The sequence below is a fragment of the Streptomyces sp. BPTC-684 genome (genome assembly GCF_030028635.1).
Taxonomy (GTDB): domain Bacteria; phylum Actinomycetota; class Actinomycetes; order Streptomycetales; family Streptomycetaceae; genus Streptomyces; species Streptomyces noboritoensis.
In genome coordinates, this window is the sequence record NZ_CP124863.1 from 2,742,505 (window position 1) to 2,760,490 (window position 17,986).

Genomic DNA, 17,986 nt, shown 5'->3' on the forward strand with positions numbered 1-17,986 from the left:
CCTGCGGCCCCTGCACCCCGCTTTCGGGGCTGCGCCCCGGATCCCGTTCGTCTGCAGGTTGTGTGTGGCTGGTCGCGCAGTTCCCCGCGCCCCTTAAATGCCGCTACGCGGCAATCCCCTGGGCGCCCCGAAGGGGCGCATCCAGGGGCGCGGGGAACTGCGCGACCAGCCCCCACCCACCCGCAGCCGACGAACCCAGCCGCGCGGCTGAGCGCTTTCGGGAAGGGGTGGGGTGGGGGTTACCTCACGCGAGCAGCGAGGGGATCGTCGCCTCGTGGACCCGCCGGAGCTCGCTCAGCGGCACGCTGAACTCGCCCTGGAGCTCGACGGACTGACCATCGATCACTCCGATCCGCGCCGCCGGCAGGCCACGCGCACCGCACATATCCGTGAAGCGGAGCTCCTCGCTGCGCGGCACCGCGACCACCGCACGCCCAGCGGACTCGCTGAACAGGAACGTGAAGGCGGACAGGCCGTCCGGGACGACCAGACGCGCGCCGTGGCCCCCGCGCAGGCAGGACTCGACCACGGCCTGCACCAGACCACCGTCGGACAGGTCGTGCGCCGCGTCGATCATGCCGTCGCGCGAGGCGGAGATCAGGATCTCGCCGAGCAGCTTCTCCCGGTCCAGGTCCACCCGCGGCGGCAGCCCGCCCAGGTGGTCGTGGATCACCTGGGACCACGCCGACCCGCCGAACTCCTCCCGCGTGTCGCCCAGGAGGTACAGCAGCTGCCCCTCCTCCGCGAACGCGATCGGCGTACGCCGCGTGACGTCGTCGATCACACCCAGGACCGCGACCACCGGCGTCGGGTGGATGGCGGTGTCACCGGTCTGGTTGTAGAGCGAGACGTTGCCACCGGTCACCGGCGTACCGAGCTGGAGGCAGCCGTCCGCAAGACCGCGCGTGGCCTCCGCGAACTGCCACATCACGTCCGGGTCCTCGGGCGAGCCGAAGTTGAGGCAGTCGGAGATGGCGAGCGGCTTCGCACCCGACGCGGCCACGTTCCGGTACGCCTCCGCCAGCGCGAGCTGCGCACCCGTGTACGGGTCGAGCTTCGCGTACCGGCCGTTGCCGTCCGTCGCCATCGCCACACCGAGGTTCGACTCCTCGTCGATGCGGACCATGCCCGCGTCCTCGGGCTGCGCGAGCACGGTGTTGCCCTGCACGAACCGGTCGTACTGGTCCGTGATCCAGGACTTGGAGGCCTGGTTCGGGGAGCCGACCAGCTTCAGGACCTGCGCGCGCAGCTCCTCCGGCGTCGACGGCCGCGGCAGCTTGCCCGCGTCGTCGGCCTGGAGCGCGTCCTGCCAGGAGGGGCGCGCGTACGGACGCTCGTACACCGGGCCCTCGTGGGCCACGGTCCGCGGCGGTACGTCCACGATCTGCTCGCCGTGCCAGAAGATCTCCAGGCGCTCGCCGTCCGTCACCTCACCGATGACCGTGGCGATGACGTCCCACTTCTCGCAGATCTCCATGAAGCGGTCGACGTACTGCGGCTCGACCACCGCGCACATCCGCTCCTGCGACTCGCTCATGAGGATCTCCTCGGGAGAGAGCGTCGCGTCGCGCAGCGGGACCGTCTCCAGGTCCACCCGCATGCCGCCCGAGCCCGCCGACGCCAGCTCCGAGGTGGCGCAGGACAGGCCCGCGCCGCCCAGGTCCTGGATGCCCGCGACCAGCTTCTCCTTGAAGATCTCCAGGGTGCACTCGATGAGGAGCTTCTCCTGGAACGGGTCGCCCACCTGGACCGCCGGACGCTTGGCCGGGCCCGTCGACTCGAAGGTCTCCGAGGCCAGGACCGAGACGCCGCCGATGCCGTCGCCGCCCGTGCGGGCGCCGTACAGGATCACCTTGTTGCCGGGGCCCGACGCCTTCGCGAGGTGGATGTCCTCGTGCTTCATCACGCCGATGCATCCGGCGTTGACCAGCGGGTTGCCCTGGTAGCACTCGTCGAAGACGACCTCGCCGCCGATGTTCGGCAGGCCCAGGCAGTTGCCGTAGCCGCCGATGCCCGCGACCACGCCCGGCAGGACGCGCTTGGTGTCGGGGTGCTCGGCCGCGCCGAAGCGCAGCGGGTCGACGACCGCGACCGGGCGGGCGCCCATCGCCAGGATGTCGCGGACGATGCCGCCGACACCGGTGGCCGCGCCCTGGTAGGGCTCGATGTACGAGGGGTGGTTGTGGGACTCCACCTTGAACGTGACCGCGTAGCCCTGGCCGACGTCGACGACGCCCGCGTTCTCGCCGATGCCGACGAGCATCGCGTCGTTCTCGGGGACCTTCTCGCCGAACTGGCGCAGGTGGACCTTGCTGCTCTTGTACGAGCAGTGCTCCGACCACATCACGGAGTACATGGCGAGCTCGGCGCCGGTGGGGCGGCGGCCCAGGATCTCGCGGATCCGGGCGTACTCGTCCTCCTTGAGGCCGAGCTCCTTCCAGGGCTGCTCGACGTCGGGCGTCCCGGTGGCGTGCTTGACGGTGTCGAGGCTCATCAGGCGTTGACCAGCTTCTTGAGGATCGAGGTGAAGAAACCGAGGCCGTCGGTGCGGCCGGTGCCGATCAGCGGCTCCACGGCGTGCTCCGGGTGCGGCATCAGGCCGACGACGTTCCCGGCGGCGTTGGTGATGCCGGCGATGTCGCGGAGCGAGCCATTGGGGTTGAAGTCCATGTAGCGGAAGGCCACGCGGCCTTCGGCCTCCAGCTCGTCGAGCGTGCGCTCGTCGGCCACGTACCGGCCGTCCATGTTCTTGAGCGGGATCTGAATCTCCTGCCCGGCCGTGTAGTCGGCCGTCCAGGCGGTCCCGCTCGTCTCCACCCGCAGCTTCTGCTCGCGGCAGATGAAGTGCAGGTGGTTGTTGCGGAGCATGGCGCCCGGCAGCAGGTGCGACTCGGTCAGGATCTGGAAGCCGTTGCAGATGCCGAGGACCGGCATTCCGGCCTTCGCCTGGTCGATGATCGTCTCCATCACCGGCGAGAAGCGGGAGATGGCTCCGGCCCGCAGATAGTCGCCGTAGGAGAAGCCGCCGGCCAGGACGACCGCGTCGACCTGCTTGAGGTCCTTGTCGCGGTGCCACAGCGACACCGGCTCGGCACCCGCGATCCGCACGGCCCGCAGGCTGTCGCGGTCGTCGAGCGTCCCGGGGAAGGTGACGACACCGATGCGAGCAGTCACTTGGACTCCTCGACCTTCACGGTGAAGTCCTCGATGACGGTGTTGGCGAGGAACGTTTCGGCCATCTCGTGGATGCGGGCGAGGGCGGCCTCGTCGAGGGGCCCTTCCACATCCAGCTCGAAACGCTTCCCCTGGCGGACGTCCGCGATCCCCTCGAAGCCGAGACGGGGCAGTGCGCGCTGCACCGCCTGTCCCTGCGGGTCGAGGATCTCCGGCTTGAGCATGACGTCGACTACGACGCGTGCCACTGGCACTCCCGTGGTGGTGTGGTGCGAAGGCGGTTCCCTCAGAGTACCCGGCCGGAAAATCTACGCGAGTAGATATCGGAGGCGTCCGATCACGTTCCGGTTTCGGCCGTGACAACACGTGGGAAAAATCCCGGGAAAAACGGTCCCCGCACATTGCGGTCGGACACGCGGATGCAATTGGCTGGGCTTCACAATGCAATGCCTGCCGCTGTACAAAGGTTTCTCAGGGGAAACCCGAGAGAAACAGCATTGCTCCAAAACCGCCGGAAGGCCGGTATCGCCGCACGTCAGACACGTGGGAACGGCGGACCGTGGGAAGGAACCGATATCCGTGGCTCAGCGCGTAGTGGTCACGCTCTCCGACGACCTGGACGGCGGAGAAGCGGCGGAAACCGTCACGTTCGGCCTGGACGGGAAGGCCTACGAGATCGATCTCAATCCCGCCAATGCAAAGAAACTGCGCAAGGCCCTCGCCCCGTACGTCGAGGCGGGCCGCAAGCAGTCGAAGTCCGGGAAGACGTTCCGGCACACGGCCGTCGCCCCCGACCCGGCGGCGGTCCGCGCCTGGGCCCGGTCGAACAAGATGGAGGTGCCCTCCCGGGGCCGCATCCCCAAGAAGGTCTACGAGGCCTTCGGCGCGGCGGTCTGAGGGCGCCGCGGCAGGAGCCGGGGCCGCCAGTCCGGGGCCCCGGACTGGCGGCCCCGGCAACCGAGTTGCATTGCACCCGGGGTGATCAGCTAGAGTCTGAAGCACGCCGAGGGGCGAGGCCGAAAGGCCGAGTCTCCAGCAGCGTGCGGGTGTAGTTCAGTAGCAGAACATCCCCCTTCCAGGGGGAAGGCGCAGTGTGCAATTCCTGTCACCCGCTCTGCATCGCTTACCAACCACTCTTGTGGATCAGGTACAGTGGTGTTCGCAACCGCAGGTGAGAGCCGAGCGGCAGCAATGCGGACGTGGCTCAGTTGGTAGAGCATCACCTTGCCAAGGTGAGGGTCGCGAGTTCGAATCTCGTCGTCCGCTCAGGTAGCAAAGGCCCCGGTCATCATGACCGGGGCCTTTGTCGTGTGTACGGGCCCCGCTGACATTTGTCATGACGAGCGATGACACCGCGCACTGCCCCGGACCCCCCTCCCGCGGAACGCTGGACGCATGCCAGATGTGATCGAGGTCGAGGAGCTGCGGCGCACTTACGCCGGGGGCTTCGAGGCCGTTCGTGGAATCTCCTTCTCCGTGGCGCGCGGCGAGCTCTTCGCGCTGCTCGGCACCAACGGCGCGGGCAAGACGTCCACCGTCGAGCTGCTCGAAGGCCTCGCCCCGCCGAGCGCCGGATCGGTACGGGTGCTCGGCCACGACCCGTACACCGAACGCGCCGCCGTGCGCCCCCGCACCGGGGTCATGCTCCAGGAAGGCGGCTTCCCGTCGGAGCTGACGGTGGCCGAAACCGTACGGATGTGGGCGGGATGTACGAGTGGTGCCCGGCCCATCGGCGAGGCGCTGGAGCTCGTCGGGCTCGCCCGGCGCGCGGACGTACGCGTCAAGCAGCTGTCCGGCGGCGAGAAGCGGCGGCTCGATCTCGCGCTCGCGCTGCTCGCCCGGCCCGAGGTGCTCTTCCTCGACGAGCCGACCACCGGCCTGGACGCCGAGGGCCGCCACACCACCTGGGAGCTGGTCCGCGAACTGCGGGACGCGGGCACCACCGTGCTGCTGACCACCCACTACCTGGAGGAGGCCGAGGCGCTCGCCGAGCGGCTCGCGATCCTCCACGAGGGACGCATCGCCGCCACCGGGCGCGTGGACGAGGTGGTCGCCGCCCAGCCCTCGCACCTCTCCTTCGAGCTGCCCGAGGGCTACCACCTGGGCGACCTCCCGCCGCTCGGCCTGCTCGGGGTCACCAGCCACGAGACCGAGGGCCGGACCGTACGGCTGAAGACCACCGCGCTCCAGCACGCCGCCACCGAACTGCTGCTGTGGGCCCGGGACGGCCACGTCGAGCTGCGCGGCCTCGACATCCGGGCCGCGTCCCTCGAAGAAGCCTTCCTGCACATCGCCCGGGAACAGGAGTCGACCCGATGAGCACCACGGCCCTGGAACCCCGCGTCGGCACCCCCGCCTCCCGGATGAAGGCGCTCGCCCGCGCCGAACTCACCCTGCTCGGCCGCAACAAGGCCGCGTCGTTCACCGCGCTGGTGCTGCCCGCGATGCTCACCTTTTCCATGAGCACGGCCGTCGACGGCATGGACCTGGAGAAGAGCGGGCTGACCGTCGGCACGGTCCTGCTGCCCGGCTCGCTCGGCTACGTCCTGCTCTTCGCCGTCTACTCGGCCCTGGTCGGCGTCTTCGTCGTACGCCGTGAGGAGCTCGTCCTGAAGCGGCTGCGCACCGGCGAGCTGCGGGACCGCGAGATCCTCGCCGGCGCCGCGCTCCCGGCGGTGGCGCTGGCGCTCGTGCAGTGCGCCCTGCTCGCGGCCGGTTGCACCGTCGTGATGGACATGGCCGCGCCCCGCGCGGTGTGGCTCGCGGCGGCCGGGCTGCTGCTCGGCGCGGCGCTGATGTGCGTACTCGCGGCGGCGACCGCCGCCTTCACCCGCTCCGCCGAGGGCGCGCAGATCTCGGTGATGCCGATGCTGCTCCTGTCGATGGCGGGCTCCGGCATGGTCGTCCCGCTGGACGTCATGCCCGACGCGATGGCCTCGGTCTGCGAACTGCTGCCGCTCTCCCCGGCGATCGCCCTGATCAGGGGCGGCTGGACCGGCGCGCTCGACACCGGCGAGGTGCTCGGCCACCTCGGTACGGCGGTGGCCTGGACACTGCTCGGCGTGTTTGCTGTACGCACGTGGTTCCGCTGGGAACCGCGGCGCTGACACAGGGGGATGACGGGGTGCTCGGTCGGATACGCCGGATCAGGGGCTGGCGACGACGCTGGCAGGCGCGCAGCAGGATCCAGAAGATGGACCTGTACACGCGCAACACCATGAAGGTGATGCTCTGGTTCTTCCTGCTCACCTGGGGCGTCCTGCCGGTGGTCGCGGCCGGGCCCCGGGGCGCGCTGGTCACCGCGCTCGGCCTGGCGCTGCTCGTGGTGAACATCGCGCAGTGCGCGCTGAGCGGCCGCCGGATCGACCTGGCCTACGACGACTACCTCGGCCACGGCATCTTCCCCCGCCGCCTCCTGGTGGCCCCGGCCGTACTGCTCGGCGCCGGCACCGCGCTGCTCGCGGTGCTCACCGCCACGGACGCGCGCAGCGTCTTCCCGCTGCTCCTCACCGACCTGCCGATCGCGCTGATGATCCCGTACGCCCTGCTCGTCCCGGCCCGCACCTTCCTGCTGCACTGCCTGGGGTACGCGGCCCTGGTCGTCGCCGTCTTCGCGGCCGCCGGGGTGCGGGGCATGGAGCTGGTCGCGCCGCTGCCGATGGTGGTGGTCGCGGGCGCCCTGATGCTGATCACGGTCCGGCCCGGCGCCTGGGGGCTGCGGAACATGTGGCAGGCCGAGGAGGCCAAGGACGTCCAGGCGCGGCTCGCCGTCGCCGAGGAACGGCTGCGCTTCGGGCGGGACATGCACGACGTCCTTGGCCGCAACCTCGCGGTGATCGCCCTCAAGAGCGAGCTCGCCGTGCAGCTGGCCGAGCGCGGACGGCCCGAGGCGGTGGCCCAGATGATCGAGGTCCAGCGCATCGCGCGGGAGTCGCAACGAGAGGTACGGGAAGTGGTGCGCGGATACCGCGAGGCGGACCTGGCCGTCGAACTCGACGGCGCCCGGGGCGTGTTGGAGGCCGCCGGGATCGACTGCGCGGTCACGGGCGCGGCCGCCGGACTGCCCGCCGGGGTGCAGTCGGCGCTCGGCTGGGTGGTGCGCGAGGCCACCACCAATGTGCTGCGGCACGGGAACGCCCGCCGGTGCGCGATCCGGCTTGCGGCCGACGGCCCGGCCGTGACCCTGGTCGTGGAGAACGACGGCGTCCCCGACCGCGCCCCCGCCGCCCCCGGCTCGGGCCTGGCGGGGCTGCGCGAACGGCTCGCCCCGATGGGCGGCACGCTGGAGGCGGCCCGCACGGGCGAGCGCTTCCTGCTGACGGTGACCGTACCGCTGCACAGCGCGGCGGAACTGGGCGAGGAGCTGACCGTATGACCACGCCCGACGGGGCAGCCGCGGCGCCCCTGCGCGTCCTGCTCGCCGACGACGAGCATCTGATCCGGGGCGCGCTCGCCGCGCTGCTCGGGCTCGAAGACGATCTGACCGTGGTCGCGGAGGCCGCGTCCGGGCCCGAGGCGCTGGCGATGGCGCGGGCGCACCGGCCCGATGTGGCCGTCCTTGACCTGGAGATGCCGGGGGCGGACGGTGTGAGTGTCGCCACATCCCTGCGGGCCGAACTGCCCGGCTGCCGCACCATGATCGTGACGAGCCACGGGCGGCCCGGCCACCTCAAGCGGGCGCTCACGGCCGGGGTGCGCGGCTTCGTACCGAAGACCGTGAGCGCCCGCAAGCTCGCCGAGATCATCCGGTCCGTACACGCGGGAAACCGCTATGTGGACCCGGAGTTGGCGGCCGACGCGATCTCCGCCGGGGACTCCCCGCTGACCGCCCGCGAGGCGCAGGTGCTGGAGCTGGCGGCGGACGGGGCGCCCGTCGCGGAGATCGCCGAGCGCGCCGGACTCTCCCCGGGAACGGTCCGGAACTACCTCTCCTCGGCCGCCTCGAAGCTCGGTGCCGAGAACCGTCACACGGCGGTGCGTCTCGCGCGCCGCCGGGGTTGGGTATAGTTAGCTGCGCGCTACGGCGCATGCGGACGTGGCTCAGTTGGTAGAGCATCACCTTGCCAAGGTGAGGGTCGCGAGTTCGAATCTCGTCGTCCGCTCAGTGAAAGAAGCCCCCGACCTTCAGGTCGGGGGCTTCTTCGTGTGCTCAGCTCCAGCTGGTGCCGGTCAGCTGCTCGTACGCCTCCACGTACTTGGCCCGGGTGGCGTCCACGACCTCCTGCGGCAGCGGGGGCGGCGGCAGCTCGCCGTGGCGGTCCCAGCCGGAGGCGGCGGAGGTCAGCCAGTCGCGCACGAACTGCTTGTCGTACGACGGCTGGGCGCGGCCGGGCTCCCAGGTCTCGGCGGGCCAGAAGCGCGAGGAGTCGGGCGTGAGGACCTCGTCGGCCAGGACGAGCCGGTCCTCGCCGTCGACGGTCTCGAAGCCGAACTCGAACTTGGTGTCCGCGAGGACGATGCCCCGGTCGCGGGCGATGTCGCGGGCCCGGCCGTAGACGGCGAGGGTCGTCTGGCGCAGCAGCGCGGCGGTCTCCGCGCCGACCTGGCGGGCGACCTCCTCGTACGAGACGTTCTCGTCGTGGTCGCCGACGGCGGCCTTGGTGGCGGGCGTGAAGATCGGCGCGGGCAGCTCGGAGCCGTTGCTGAGCCCCTCGGGCAGGGCGAGCCCGCAGACCGTACGGGACTCGTCGTACTCGATCAGGCCCGAGCCGGTGAGGTAGCCGCGCGCCACGCACTCGACCGGGACCATCCGCAGCGACTTGCAGACGAGCGTGCGCCCGGCCCAGTCTGCGGGGGCGCCCTCGGGGAGCTCGGTGGAGAGCACGTGGTGGGGGACGAGGTCGGCCAGCCGGTCGAACCACCACAGCGAGAGCTGGGTGAGCACCCGGCCCTTGTCGGGGATCTCGGTCGGCAGCACCCAGTCGTACGCGGACATCCGGTCACTGGCGACCATCACCAGGTCGCCGGCCTCGTTCTGGTAGAGGTCGCGGACCTTGCCCGTGTGGAGGTGGGTGAGGCCCGGGACCTGAATCGGCTCGGGCTTTTCTACAAATCCGGACACGGTTCCTCCGCGTAGATTGATCCAGGAGCACTTCCGATTCTCTCGCACGCGACGGGTACCCGATTACCGGGGTTCGTCGCAGGTGCGACAGGCCGGTGCGCCCCCAAGGGGCGCGGGGAACTGCGCGACCAGCCCCCACCGGCCCGCAGACGATTCACCCGGTTCCCCGCGAAGCGCTAGTCCCGCTTGCAGATGCGGTCCAGGAGGTTGGCGGTGGCTCGCTGGATGCGGGGGTCGGTGTGGCCCGGGCGGTCGAGCGCCGGGGACCAGGCGAAGGTGCCGGACGCGAAGACGAGCGCGCCGGAGGGGGCCCGGTAGAGGGAGGTCTCCTGGTGCCGGACGGCTCCTTCGCCGTCGCGGTACGGCGAGTGGGCGAGCAGGATGCGGTCCTGGTGCTCGGGGAGCGCGGTGCGCGGGAAGTAGCGGTCGGCCTCGCCCGCCACAAGCCCGTCGATCTCGTCCCCCTCGCCCGCGCCGGTGGCCTCCCAGAGCCAGTGACCGGCGTTCCGCACGACCAGCGGCGACGGCTCGGGCACCCGCCCCGCGTACTGGATCCCCAGCAACTGCTGCTCCGGCCGGGCGACTTCGCGCCACAGTGCGGGCCGCCCGGGCCCGCGCCGCTTGCGGCAGGTCAGCAGCCGGTCGGGGACGCCGGAGGGCGAGGGCGCGAGCTCGACCTGCCAGTACAGCGTGTTGGCGGAGAGGAACACCAGCGAGGTGCCGTGCTCCCGGGCGAGCTCGACGGTGCGGCGCATGGGGGCCGACCAGTACTCGTCGTGGCCGGGGAAGACGAGCCCCCGGTAGCGGGTGGGGTCGATGCGCCCGGCGTGCAGATCGCGGGTGTCGGCGTACGCGAGGTCGTATCCGTACCGCTCCGCCCACCGGATGAAGTCGTACGCGTGGCCCACGTGCAGGGGCAGTCCGGCTCCCGCGTACGGCCGGTCGAAGGACACGGTGATGGCGGCGTCCTCCTCCCCCAGCAGCCGCCCGTCCCCGTCCCACGCGTGGTAGAGCGAGGCGCCGGTGCGGCCGTCCTCGGGGAAGAGGTTGTAGGCCTGCCAGGTGATGTCGGGAAGCAGGAGCAGCAGATCGGCCGGATGGCTGTCGCGGACGGTGAACGGGATGTGCGACCGGTACCCGTCGGCGGTGGTGAGCACGGCCACGTACGCGCCGATCGAGGCGTACGACGGGACCTGGTACCGCCAGGAGAGCCACCAGTGGTGGCAGGAGACGGTCCGGTTGGCGGCGAGCGGCGCGGGCTGCACGATCCCGGCGAGCCGGGGGCTGGTGGCGACATGGGCGGCGCCGTCTCCCCCGTAGTGCCCGATGCGATAGATATCGACCGAAAACTGCTGCGGCGGATCGACCGTGATGTGGAAGTCGATCGCCTCACCGGGCGCGACGGCCCCGGTGGAGGCGAACCCCTTGATCTGCTTCCGTACGTCGTCGGCGGTACGGGGCCCGGGCGCGCTGCCGGTGCCGGGCCGGGCGGGCTCGACGTACCAGGGCACGACGTGCCCGGTGTCGTCGAAGTAGTGCTCCCCGCCGCGCAGCCAGGGCAGCGGCCCCTGCCCGAAAGGATCGGAGACGGCGTGCGCGAGCGCCCCCGACTCCCACCGCCGGATCTGCTCCGCCCCCATACCACTCCCCTCCCTCACTCCCCCGACGCCGCCGGTCAGCGGTCGGTCTCCAGCACATCACATAACGCACGCACTCCGTCACTGTTCGTCGCGAATTGACGAGATACGGAAGGGATGGCTCCGCTTAGGAGGTGGGTGCGGGTTGTCTGTGGCTGAGCACGCAGTTCCCCGCGCCCCTTTTGGGCCCGGTGTTTGTCTGCGGGCCGGTGGGGGCAGCCCGGAGGCTCAGACCAGCCGGACCGGCTTCTCCGCCCGCACCCCCACCCCCACCAACCACCGCCGCAGCGGCTCCGCATCCCCCTCCTCCAGCAACGCCAGCACCCGCGACCCCAGATCCCCCTTCCGCTCCCCGTCCACGAGGAGCGCGGGACCGTCCAGCCAGTCGAGCCCCGGCGCCGCCCCCGCCGTGTCGACCGCCGCGCAGCACACCATCGCCGTGACGTGGTCGGCCAGCAGCTCCCGCCCCGTCCGCGGCGGCTGGAGCGGGAAGAGCGGGACCGAGTCGCCCCACACGTCCGCCGACGGCAGCGGCGGACCCGCCGCCTCCTCGGAGGCCACCGCCGCCGCGATGGCCGCGGCCAGCACCTCCCCGTCCTGCCCGGCGAGGTGGTCGAGGACCCGCGCCAGCGTCGGAGCGGCGGCAGCGGCGGGCTCCGCGCCCGGCCGCGTCCCCATCCCGTCGAGCACGCGGTGCAGCCGGGCCGCCTCCGCACGCCACTTCCGGTCGACGACTTCCTCCGGATAGTGCTGCCAGTCCACCGGCGACCAGTCGGGCCCGGGCTCGGCCGGACCGCCGTGGAACAGCCGGGCGGCGAGCAGCGAGGCCGCCTCGTCGGCCGCCCCGGGCTCCTCCAGCAGATCGCACGCGGGCCGCTCGCCGAGCCGGGACGCGAACCCCTCGGCCAGCCGGTCCCGCCGCGACAGCTCGGTCAGCGCCGAGACCACCCCGGCGTCCAGCCGGGACGGCCACCGCCCCATCCGCCAGGCGGGCAGCGCCACCCGGGTGAGCAGCCGGTCCCAGCCCGCGTACGCCAGCCCGACCTGCTCCTGGGCGACGATCCGCAGCCCGTAGTCCACGGTCTGGGCCCGCTCGGAGGCCGCGGCCGCGACCCCCCGCTCCATCTCGGCGGCGTGCGCCCGGCAGCCGCGCAGCAGCAGCCGCGCGACCGGCCCGACGAAGCCGAGCACCAGCCGCGCCCCCCGGCCGGCCCGGGGCCCGCTGGTCACGGCGACCGCCGCGTCCAGACCCCGTACGAAACGGCGGGCCGAGGCTATGTCGGGCTGCGCGGACGGCCCGGTGCCGGCCACCACGGGCGCCAGGATGGCCCGCAGCTCACCGACCCGCATCCACCACAGGAACGGCGACCCGATGACGAGGACCGGCGCGGCGTCGGTGCGGCGCCGCACGCCCGGTATGCCCAGCGGACCCTGCCCCAGCCGCGCCCGTACGGAATGGGCCGGATGCGTACGGTCCTCCAGCCAGCTGTCGCAGTCCGGCGTGAGCGCTATGGCGGAGGGCACGGGCACGTCGAGCCGGTCGGCCAGGTCCTTCACCAGCCGGTACAGATCCGGCGCCGAGGACTCGGCCAGCTCGACCGTCGGAGAGAGCGCGGGTCTCGCCCGTACGATCACGGCCGTCACCGCGGCGGCGGCCAGCAGCACCACGGCCGCCGCGCCCGTCACCGCCCAGCGGACCGTGTCCCAGCCGCGGCCGTCGATCCGACCCTGCACGTCCGCGACGAGCAGCACGACGGCCACCGCCGCCGGCAGCAGAGCGAAGGCCAGCGCCCGGCTGCGCACCCGCAGCACGGCGAGCGCCCGCGAACGCGCCGACCGCGCGCCCGCCTCACCACCCATCCCGGAACCGGACACGGCCGGACGTCACCCCCTCTGCCCTGCGTCGGCGTTGCTCACTCCCCCACTGTGGCACCCCCCACTGACATCGCAATGCCGGTGACCCAAGTGCCGGACCGCTCCCGCCGCACCCTAGTTGCGCCCCCGCCACCCGTCATCCGGATGGCCCACCCGTCACTCGATGGAATGGCTTGGGGGTGGGGTTGGGGGGCAATCCCGCCCAGCCGTTGTGGGCAGTCGTTCCGCTGAGGCGGGGTTCGAGCCGGGCGAACATTGCCGCCCAGCCGTTGTGGGCAGTCGTTCCGCTGGGGCGGAACGGGTGGGCACAACGGCCCACGGTCCGCAGCCGAAAAGGGGTCCGGGGCGCAGCCCCGCAAAGGACCGCGCCCCGGCCAGGGCACTAGAGGTAAACGCCCCGCGTCACACCTGCGCGTCCGCCGCCCGAAGCGCAATATCCGTACGGTGCTGCGCCCCATCCAGCCGAATGCGCCCAACCGCCGCATACGCCCGCTCCCGAGCCTCCGCCAAGTCCGCCCCCGTCGCGGTGACCGAAAGAACCCGTCCCCCCGCGCTCACCACCGCGTCCCCGTCCCGCCGCGTCCCCGCGTGCAGCACGTACGCGTGCGGCGCGTCCAGGGCCGCGACCTGGTCGAGCCCGTCGATCGGGTCGCCCGTCCGGGGCGTACCGGGGTAGTTGTGCGACGCCACGACGACCGTGACCGCGGCGTCGTCGCGCCAGGCCAGCGGCGGCTGCGCGTCCAGCGTCCCGTTGGCCGAGTGCAGCAGCACGCCCGCCAGCGGCGTCTTCAGCCGGGCGAGCACGACCTGCGTCTCGGGGTCGCCGAAGCGGGCGTTGAACTCGATGACGCGCACGCCGCGCGAGGTGATCGCGAGGCCCGCGTACAGCAGCCCGGAGAACGGCGTGCCGCGGCGCCGCAGTTCGTCGACCGTCGGCTGGAGCACGCTCGCCATGACCTCGTCGACGAGCTTGGGGTCGGCCCACGGCAGCGGCGAATACGCGCCCATGCCACCGGTGTTGGGGCCCTCGTCGCCGTCGAGCGCGCGCTTGAAGTCCTGCGCGGGCTGGAGCGGCAGCACGGTCACGCCGTCCGTGATCGCGAAGAGTGAGACCTCGGGGCCGTCGAGGAACTCCTCGATGACGACCCGGTCGCAGGCCAGCGCGTGCGCACGGGCCGCCTCGACGTCCTCGGTGACGACGACGCCCTTGCCGGCCGCGAGACCGTCGTCCTTGACGACGTACGGGGCGCCGAACGCGTCCAGCGCCTCGTCGATCTCGGCCGGGGTGGTGCAGACGTAGGAGCGGGCGGTCGGCACGTTCGCCGCCGCCATCACGTCCTTGGCGAAGGCCTTGGAGCCTTCCAGCGTCGCCGCCTCGCCCGAGGGGCCGAAGCAGGGGATGCCCGCGGCCCGTACGGCGTCGGCGACCCCGGCGACCAGCGGCGCCTCGGGCCCGACGACGACCAGGTCGCTGTGGAGCGAGGCCGCGAGGCGGGCGACCGCCTCGCCGTCCAGCTGGTCCACGGGGTGGAGCTCGGCGACCTCCGCGATCCCGGCGTTGCCGGGGGCGCAGTGCAGCGCCGTCACGTCGGGGTCGAGGGACAGGGAACGGCACAGGGCGTGCTCGCGGGCGCCGCCGCCGATGACAAGGACCTTCACGGCAGCCAGCCTAGCCTCAGTGGCGGAATCCCCCTCGTACGGGTCACCGAACCCCGTACCGCTACTCGTTCGTATATTCCTCCACCACCGTCGCACCGAGCTCGCGGACGATGAGGTCGTGGCCGGAGAGCGCGTTGTCCACGAGGTCCGGGTCGTCGTCCTCCGGAACGTCGTCCTCCGGGCGCACCGGCGGCGGCTCCTGCGCCACGGGGGGCGCCTGCCGCACGGGCGCGGAGGCCTGCGGCGGCTGCTGTACGGGGGCGGGGGCGGCCGGGGTCGCGGGGGCGGCCGGGGCCGGGGGCTGGGGGCGGGAGGGGGCGAAGCCGCCCGGGGCCTGGTAGCCGCCGGGGTTGCCGGAGCCGCCGCCGAAGTTGCCCGCCGCGGCCGGGGGCTGGGAGCCGCCGGACGGGTCGACGATCGCCTCGACCTTCCACTGCACGCCGAAGCGCTCACCGAGCACTCCGCGCAGGACTTCCTCGCTGCCGCTGCTCGCGAAGTTGTCCCGGGCGCCGGCGTTGATGAACCCGAGCTGGAGGGTGGTGCCGTCAAATCCGGCCACCTGCGCGTTCTGACTCAGCAGGATCCAGGTGAAGCGCCGCTTGTTCTTCACGGCCTCCAGGATGTCCGGCCACATGTTCCGTACGTGGACGGCGCTGCCGGGGTTGGCGGCGGCGGGAGTCGGAGCGGCTGTCGGGGCCGGGGCCTGCGCGGCCGGGGCGGGCTGACCGGGCGTCGAGGCGGAGGGCCAGGCTCCGGCGCCGCCGGAGGTGGGGGCGGCGGGGGCCGCGCTCCCGGAACCGGAACCTCCGGCACCCGGCCAGGCGCCGGGCCGCTGGGCACCGCCACCCTGACCGCCGCCCTGACCGCCTCCGGGAGCGGCCGCACCGGGCCAGGCACCCGGGGCGGGGGCCTGCGAGACCGGCTCGGGAGCGGGGGCGGGCGGGGCCTGGACCGGCGGCTGCTGTACGGGGGCGGGGGCGGCCGGGGCGGACGTCTGGGGCGCGGGCGGGGCGACCGGGGCGGCGGCACCGCGCGCGGCGGCCCGGGCGGCCTCGGGGCCGTGTCCGGCGGGCACGGGGGGCATCGGCGGATGGGCCTCGGCCCCCGGCACGTACCCCATCGCGGGTCCGGTGCCCGCGCCCGGCTGGAAGTGGGCGCCGCGCTCCAGCCGGTCGAGCCGGGCCTGGACCGAGCGCTCGTCGTCGTACGCGGCGGGCAGCAGCACGCGCGCGCAGATCAGCTCCAGCTGGAGCCGGGGCGAGGTGGCACCGCGCATCTCGGTCAGCCCGGTGTTGACGAGGTCGGCGGCCCGGCTGAGCTCGGCGGCGCCGAACACGGAGGCCTGGGCCTGCATGCGCTCGACGACGTCGACGGGCGCGTCGATGAGCCCCTTCTCCCCGGCGTCCGGGACGGCGGCGAGGATGACGAGATCCCGCAGCCGCTCCAGCAGATCGGCGACGAACCGGCGCGGATCGTTCCCGCCCTCGATCACCCGGTCGACGACCTCGAAGGCGGCGGCGCCGTCACCGGAGGCGAACGCGTCCACCACGGAGTCGAGCAGTGACCCGTCCGTGTAGCCGAGGAGGGAGGTGGCCATGGCGTACGTCACACCGTCGTCGGCGGCGCCGGCGAGGAGCTGGTCCATGACGGACATCGAGTCACGCACGGACCCGGCCCCGGCGCGCACGACGAGCGGCAGCACGCCGTCCTCGACGGGGATGCCCTCGCGCCCGCAGACCTCGCCCAGGTACTCCCGCAGGGTGCCGGGAGGGACGAGCCGGAAGGGGTAGTGGTGGGTCCGCGACCGGATGGTCCCGATGACCTTCTCGGGCTCGGTGGTGGCGAAGATGAACTTCAGATGCTCCGGCGGCTCCTCGACGACCTTCAGCAGGGCGTTGAACCCCGCCGAGGTGACCATGTGGGCCTCGTCGATGATGTAGATCTTGTACCGGCTGCTCGCGGGGCCGAAGAAGGCCTTCTCGCGCAGCTCACGGGCGTCGTCCACGCCACCGTGCGACGCGGCGTCGATCTCGATGACGTCGATGGACCCCGGCCCGTTGCGCGCCAGGTCCCGGCACGACTGGCACTCGCCGCACGGGGTCGGCGTCGGCCCCTGCTCACAGTTCAGGCACCGCGCGAGGATCCGCGCACTGGTGGTCTTGCCGCATCCGCGCGGCCCACTGAACAGGTACGCGTGATTGACCCGGTTGTTCCGCAGCGCCTGCTGCAGCGGGTCGGTGACATGCTCCTGCCCGATGACCTCGGCGAAGGACTCCGGGCGGTAGCGGCGGTACAGCGCAAGGGACGACACACCTACGAGGTTATCGGGGCGGACTGACAACCGAGCCCGCGTCGCCGTACGCGGGGGCCGCCGGCCGGCCTGCGCGCCGGGATCTGCCACCCACCGAGCCGGCCGGGCTCCACCGAGCCATGCCTCCGCAAACGCAAGCGCCCCCCACGCACCCGCCAGAGCCGACCTACCCTTGCTGCCTTCCGGCCCTGGGGGAGTTCAGTCAGATAGCGCCACGTGAGGGGCTCCGCACAGGGTACCCGATCCCCGACCGGGGAACGAGTTCGCGAGCACCCCTCAGCGTCTTGTATTGTTTGCGGCGGAGGATTCGCCTAGTGGCCTAGGGCGCACGCTTGGAAAGCGTGTTGGGGGCAACCCCTCACGAGTTCGAATCTCGTATCCTCCGCCAGTGCCTCACCGGGCACGATGTCGATGGGCCCCACCGCTTGCGGTGGGGCCCATCGACGTATGTGGCCTCAGTCCATCCGTCGTCGTCTGGCCACGCCCCACATCGGTTCGGTCGATGCATGCACGCCAGTAAGGGGTTCAACACCTGGAGCATGGTCCCTTGTATGGCAACCAAGAAGGTGACGGTGACGATCCCCGAGGATCTCCTTGACGAGATCCGGGCGGAGGCAGCAGAGCGGGGCCTGTCGGCGTACGTCGCCGAGGCGCTGCGCTTCAAGCGCGACCGTGACCGGCTGTGCGAGCTGGTCGAATGGCTGCAGGAGGAACACGGTCCGGTAACCGAAGACGAGCGCGCCGCGGCATTCGAGGAGCTGGAGGATCTCGACGCCGAGCACGAGCGACGTCGCGCCGCCGGGAAGCACAACGCCGGAGAGGCCACGTGAAGAAGCGCGCCGGCGAACACGGGCAGCGGCCCCTGCGTGTATTCGTACTCGACCGCGAAGCCCTGTCCCTGGCCGTGCGCGGCGACCGGAAGATGATCGCCTGGCTCGACCTCGCGGCCCGGGGAGAAGCCGAGGTGGTGACTTCTCCCATGACGCTGATCGAGGCGTACGACGGCAGGACCACCGAGCAGCGCTGGGACTGGGTACTCTCCCGTCTCAAGGTCGCCGACATCGGAAAGGACGAGGCCCGCCAGGCCCGGCACCTCCTTGCCGATGCCGAGCTGCACGGCCACAAGTACGCGATCGATGCGGTGCTCGCCGTCATCGCGCGGCAGCAGAAGGGGCAGGTCACCGTCTTCACTTCGGACGTGGACGACCTGGAGAAGCTGGTACCGGACACGATCGTCGTCAAGAAGGTATGACGTGGCCACCACAGGTT

General features: G+C 72.1%; 15 protein-coding genes, 4 tRNA genes and 1 other RNA gene. 11 read left to right on the top strand and 9 right to left on the bottom strand.

Annotated elements, in window-relative coordinates; all coding sequences use genetic code 11:
- Positions 1 to 244: 244 nt before the first annotated feature.
- The 3 genes from purL to purS are packed head-to-tail and all read right to left on the bottom strand — an operon-like array spanning position 245 to position 3,422.
- Entirely contained in the window at positions 245 to 2,494 is a 2,250-nt protein-coding gene (purL, locus tag QIY60_RS12180) for a phosphoribosylformylglycinamidine synthase subunit PurL (RefSeq protein WP_283142430.1), read from the bottom strand.
- Complete coding sequence (purQ, locus tag QIY60_RS12185) at positions 2,494 to 3,174, bottom strand: phosphoribosylformylglycinamidine synthase subunit PurQ (RefSeq protein WP_283142431.1); 681 nt, start codon at positions 3,172 to 3,174, stop codon at positions 2,494 to 2,496. Before purQ ends, purL begins: the two co-directional genes overlap by 1 nt.
- Entirely contained in the window at positions 3,171 to 3,422 is a 252-nt protein-coding gene (gene purS, locus QIY60_RS12190) for a phosphoribosylformylglycinamidine synthase subunit PurS (RefSeq protein WP_067162360.1), read from the bottom strand. Before purS ends, purQ begins: the two co-directional genes overlap by 4 nt.
- Before the next feature lie 331 nt (positions 3,423 to 3,753).
- On the opposite strand from purS, the gene QIY60_RS12195 reads away from it, so the two are divergent.
- The 8 genes from QIY60_RS12195 to QIY60_RS12230 all read left to right on the top strand — a co-directional run bounded on the left by QIY60_RS12195 (position 3,754) and on the right by QIY60_RS12230 (position 8,276).
- Complete coding sequence (locus tag QIY60_RS12195; protein ID WP_283142432.1) at positions 3,754 to 4,071, top strand: Lsr2 family protein; 318 nt, start codon at positions 3,754 to 3,756, stop codon at positions 4,069 to 4,071.
- A gap of 145 nt (positions 4,072 to 4,216) precedes the next feature.
- A tRNA-Gly gene (locus tag QIY60_RS12200) sits at positions 4,217 to 4,288 on the top strand.
- A 79-nt stretch (positions 4,289 to 4,367) separates the two neighbouring features.
- Positions 4,368 to 4,440 (top strand) — tRNA-Gly (locus tag QIY60_RS12205).
- A gap of 129 nt (positions 4,441 to 4,569) precedes the next feature.
- Entirely contained in the window at positions 4,570 to 5,493 is a 924-nt protein-coding gene (locus QIY60_RS12210) for an ABC transporter ATP-binding protein (protein WP_283142433.1), read from the top strand.
- Positions 5,490 to 6,281: an ABC transporter permease gene (locus tag QIY60_RS12215; RefSeq protein ID WP_283142434.1), complete on the top strand. Its 792-nt coding sequence runs from the start codon at positions 5,490 to 5,492 to the stop codon at positions 6,279 to 6,281. Before QIY60_RS12210 ends, QIY60_RS12215 begins: the two co-directional genes overlap by 4 nt.
- 86 nt (positions 6,282 to 6,367) lie before the next feature.
- Positions 6,368 to 7,549, top strand: coding sequence for a histidine kinase (locus QIY60_RS12220; RefSeq protein WP_283142435.1), 1,182 nt, complete (start codon positions 6,368 to 6,370; stop codon positions 7,547 to 7,549).
- Positions 7,546 to 8,181, top strand: coding sequence for a response regulator transcription factor (locus QIY60_RS12225; RefSeq protein WP_283142436.1), 636 nt, complete (start codon positions 7,546 to 7,548; stop codon positions 8,179 to 8,181). Before QIY60_RS12220 ends, QIY60_RS12225 begins: the two co-directional genes overlap by 4 nt.
- Positions 8,182 to 8,203: 22 nt before the next feature.
- Positions 8,204 to 8,276, top strand: a tRNA-Gly gene (locus tag QIY60_RS12230).
- Positions 8,277 to 8,323: 47 nt separating this feature from the next.
- On the opposite strand, the gene QIY60_RS12235 is transcribed toward QIY60_RS12230, so the two are convergent.
- The 6 genes from QIY60_RS12235 to ffs form a co-directional block, all read right to left on the bottom strand.
- On the bottom strand, positions 8,324 to 9,235 hold the full coding sequence (locus tag QIY60_RS12235; protein ID WP_283142437.1) for a phosphoribosylaminoimidazolesuccinocarboxamide synthase: 912 nt from the start codon (positions 9,233 to 9,235) through the stop codon (positions 8,324 to 8,326).
- A 176-nt stretch (positions 9,236 to 9,411) separates the two neighbouring features.
- Positions 9,412 to 10,875 carry a N,N-dimethylformamidase beta subunit family domain-containing protein gene (locus tag QIY60_RS12240; protein WP_283142438.1) on the bottom strand — a complete coding sequence of 488 codons (1,464 nt, stop codon included), beginning with the start codon at positions 10,873 to 10,875 and terminating at the stop codon, positions 9,412 to 9,414.
- Positions 10,876 to 11,100: 225 nt separating this feature from the next.
- Positions 11,101 to 12,747 carry a hypothetical protein gene (locus QIY60_RS12245; RefSeq protein ID WP_283142439.1) on the bottom strand — a complete coding sequence of 549 codons (1,647 nt, stop codon included), beginning with the start codon at positions 12,745 to 12,747 and terminating at the stop codon, positions 11,101 to 11,103.
- Positions 12,748 to 13,149: 402 nt separating this feature from the next.
- A complete protein-coding gene (gene purD / locus QIY60_RS12250) occupies positions 13,150 to 14,406 on the bottom strand; it encodes a phosphoribosylamine--glycine ligase (protein ID WP_283142440.1) in 1,257 nt (418 codons plus the stop codon).
- Positions 14,407 to 14,467: 61 nt separating this feature from the next.
- On the bottom strand, positions 14,468 to 16,717 hold the full coding sequence (locus tag QIY60_RS12255) for a DNA polymerase III subunit gamma and tau (RefSeq protein ID WP_283142441.1): 2,250 nt from the start codon (positions 16,715 to 16,717) through the stop codon (positions 14,468 to 14,470).
- Between the two features lie 130 nt (positions 16,718 to 16,847).
- Positions 16,848 to 16,946, bottom strand: an RNA gene (gene ffs, locus QIY60_RS12260) — signal recognition particle sRNA small type.
- Between the two features lie 71 nt (positions 16,947 to 17,017).
- Between ffs and QIY60_RS12265 the strand changes: the two genes are divergently transcribed.
- The 3 genes from QIY60_RS12265 (at position 17,018) to QIY60_RS12275 (ending at position 17,969) form a co-directional block, all read left to right on the top strand.
- A tRNA-Ser gene (locus QIY60_RS12265) sits at positions 17,018 to 17,105 on the top strand.
- 163 nt (positions 17,106 to 17,268) lie between these two features.
- Positions 17,269 to 17,547: a CopG family transcriptional regulator gene (locus tag QIY60_RS12270; protein WP_283142442.1), complete on the top strand. Its 279-nt coding sequence runs from the start codon at positions 17,269 to 17,271 to the stop codon at positions 17,545 to 17,547.
- Positions 17,544 to 17,969, top strand: a complete 426-nt coding sequence (locus QIY60_RS12275; RefSeq protein WP_283142443.1) for a PIN domain-containing protein — start codon at positions 17,544 to 17,546, stop codon at positions 17,967 to 17,969. The genes QIY60_RS12270 and QIY60_RS12275 overlap by 4 nt, the downstream gene beginning before the upstream one ends.
- Positions 17,970 to 17,986 lie beyond the last annotated feature (17 nt).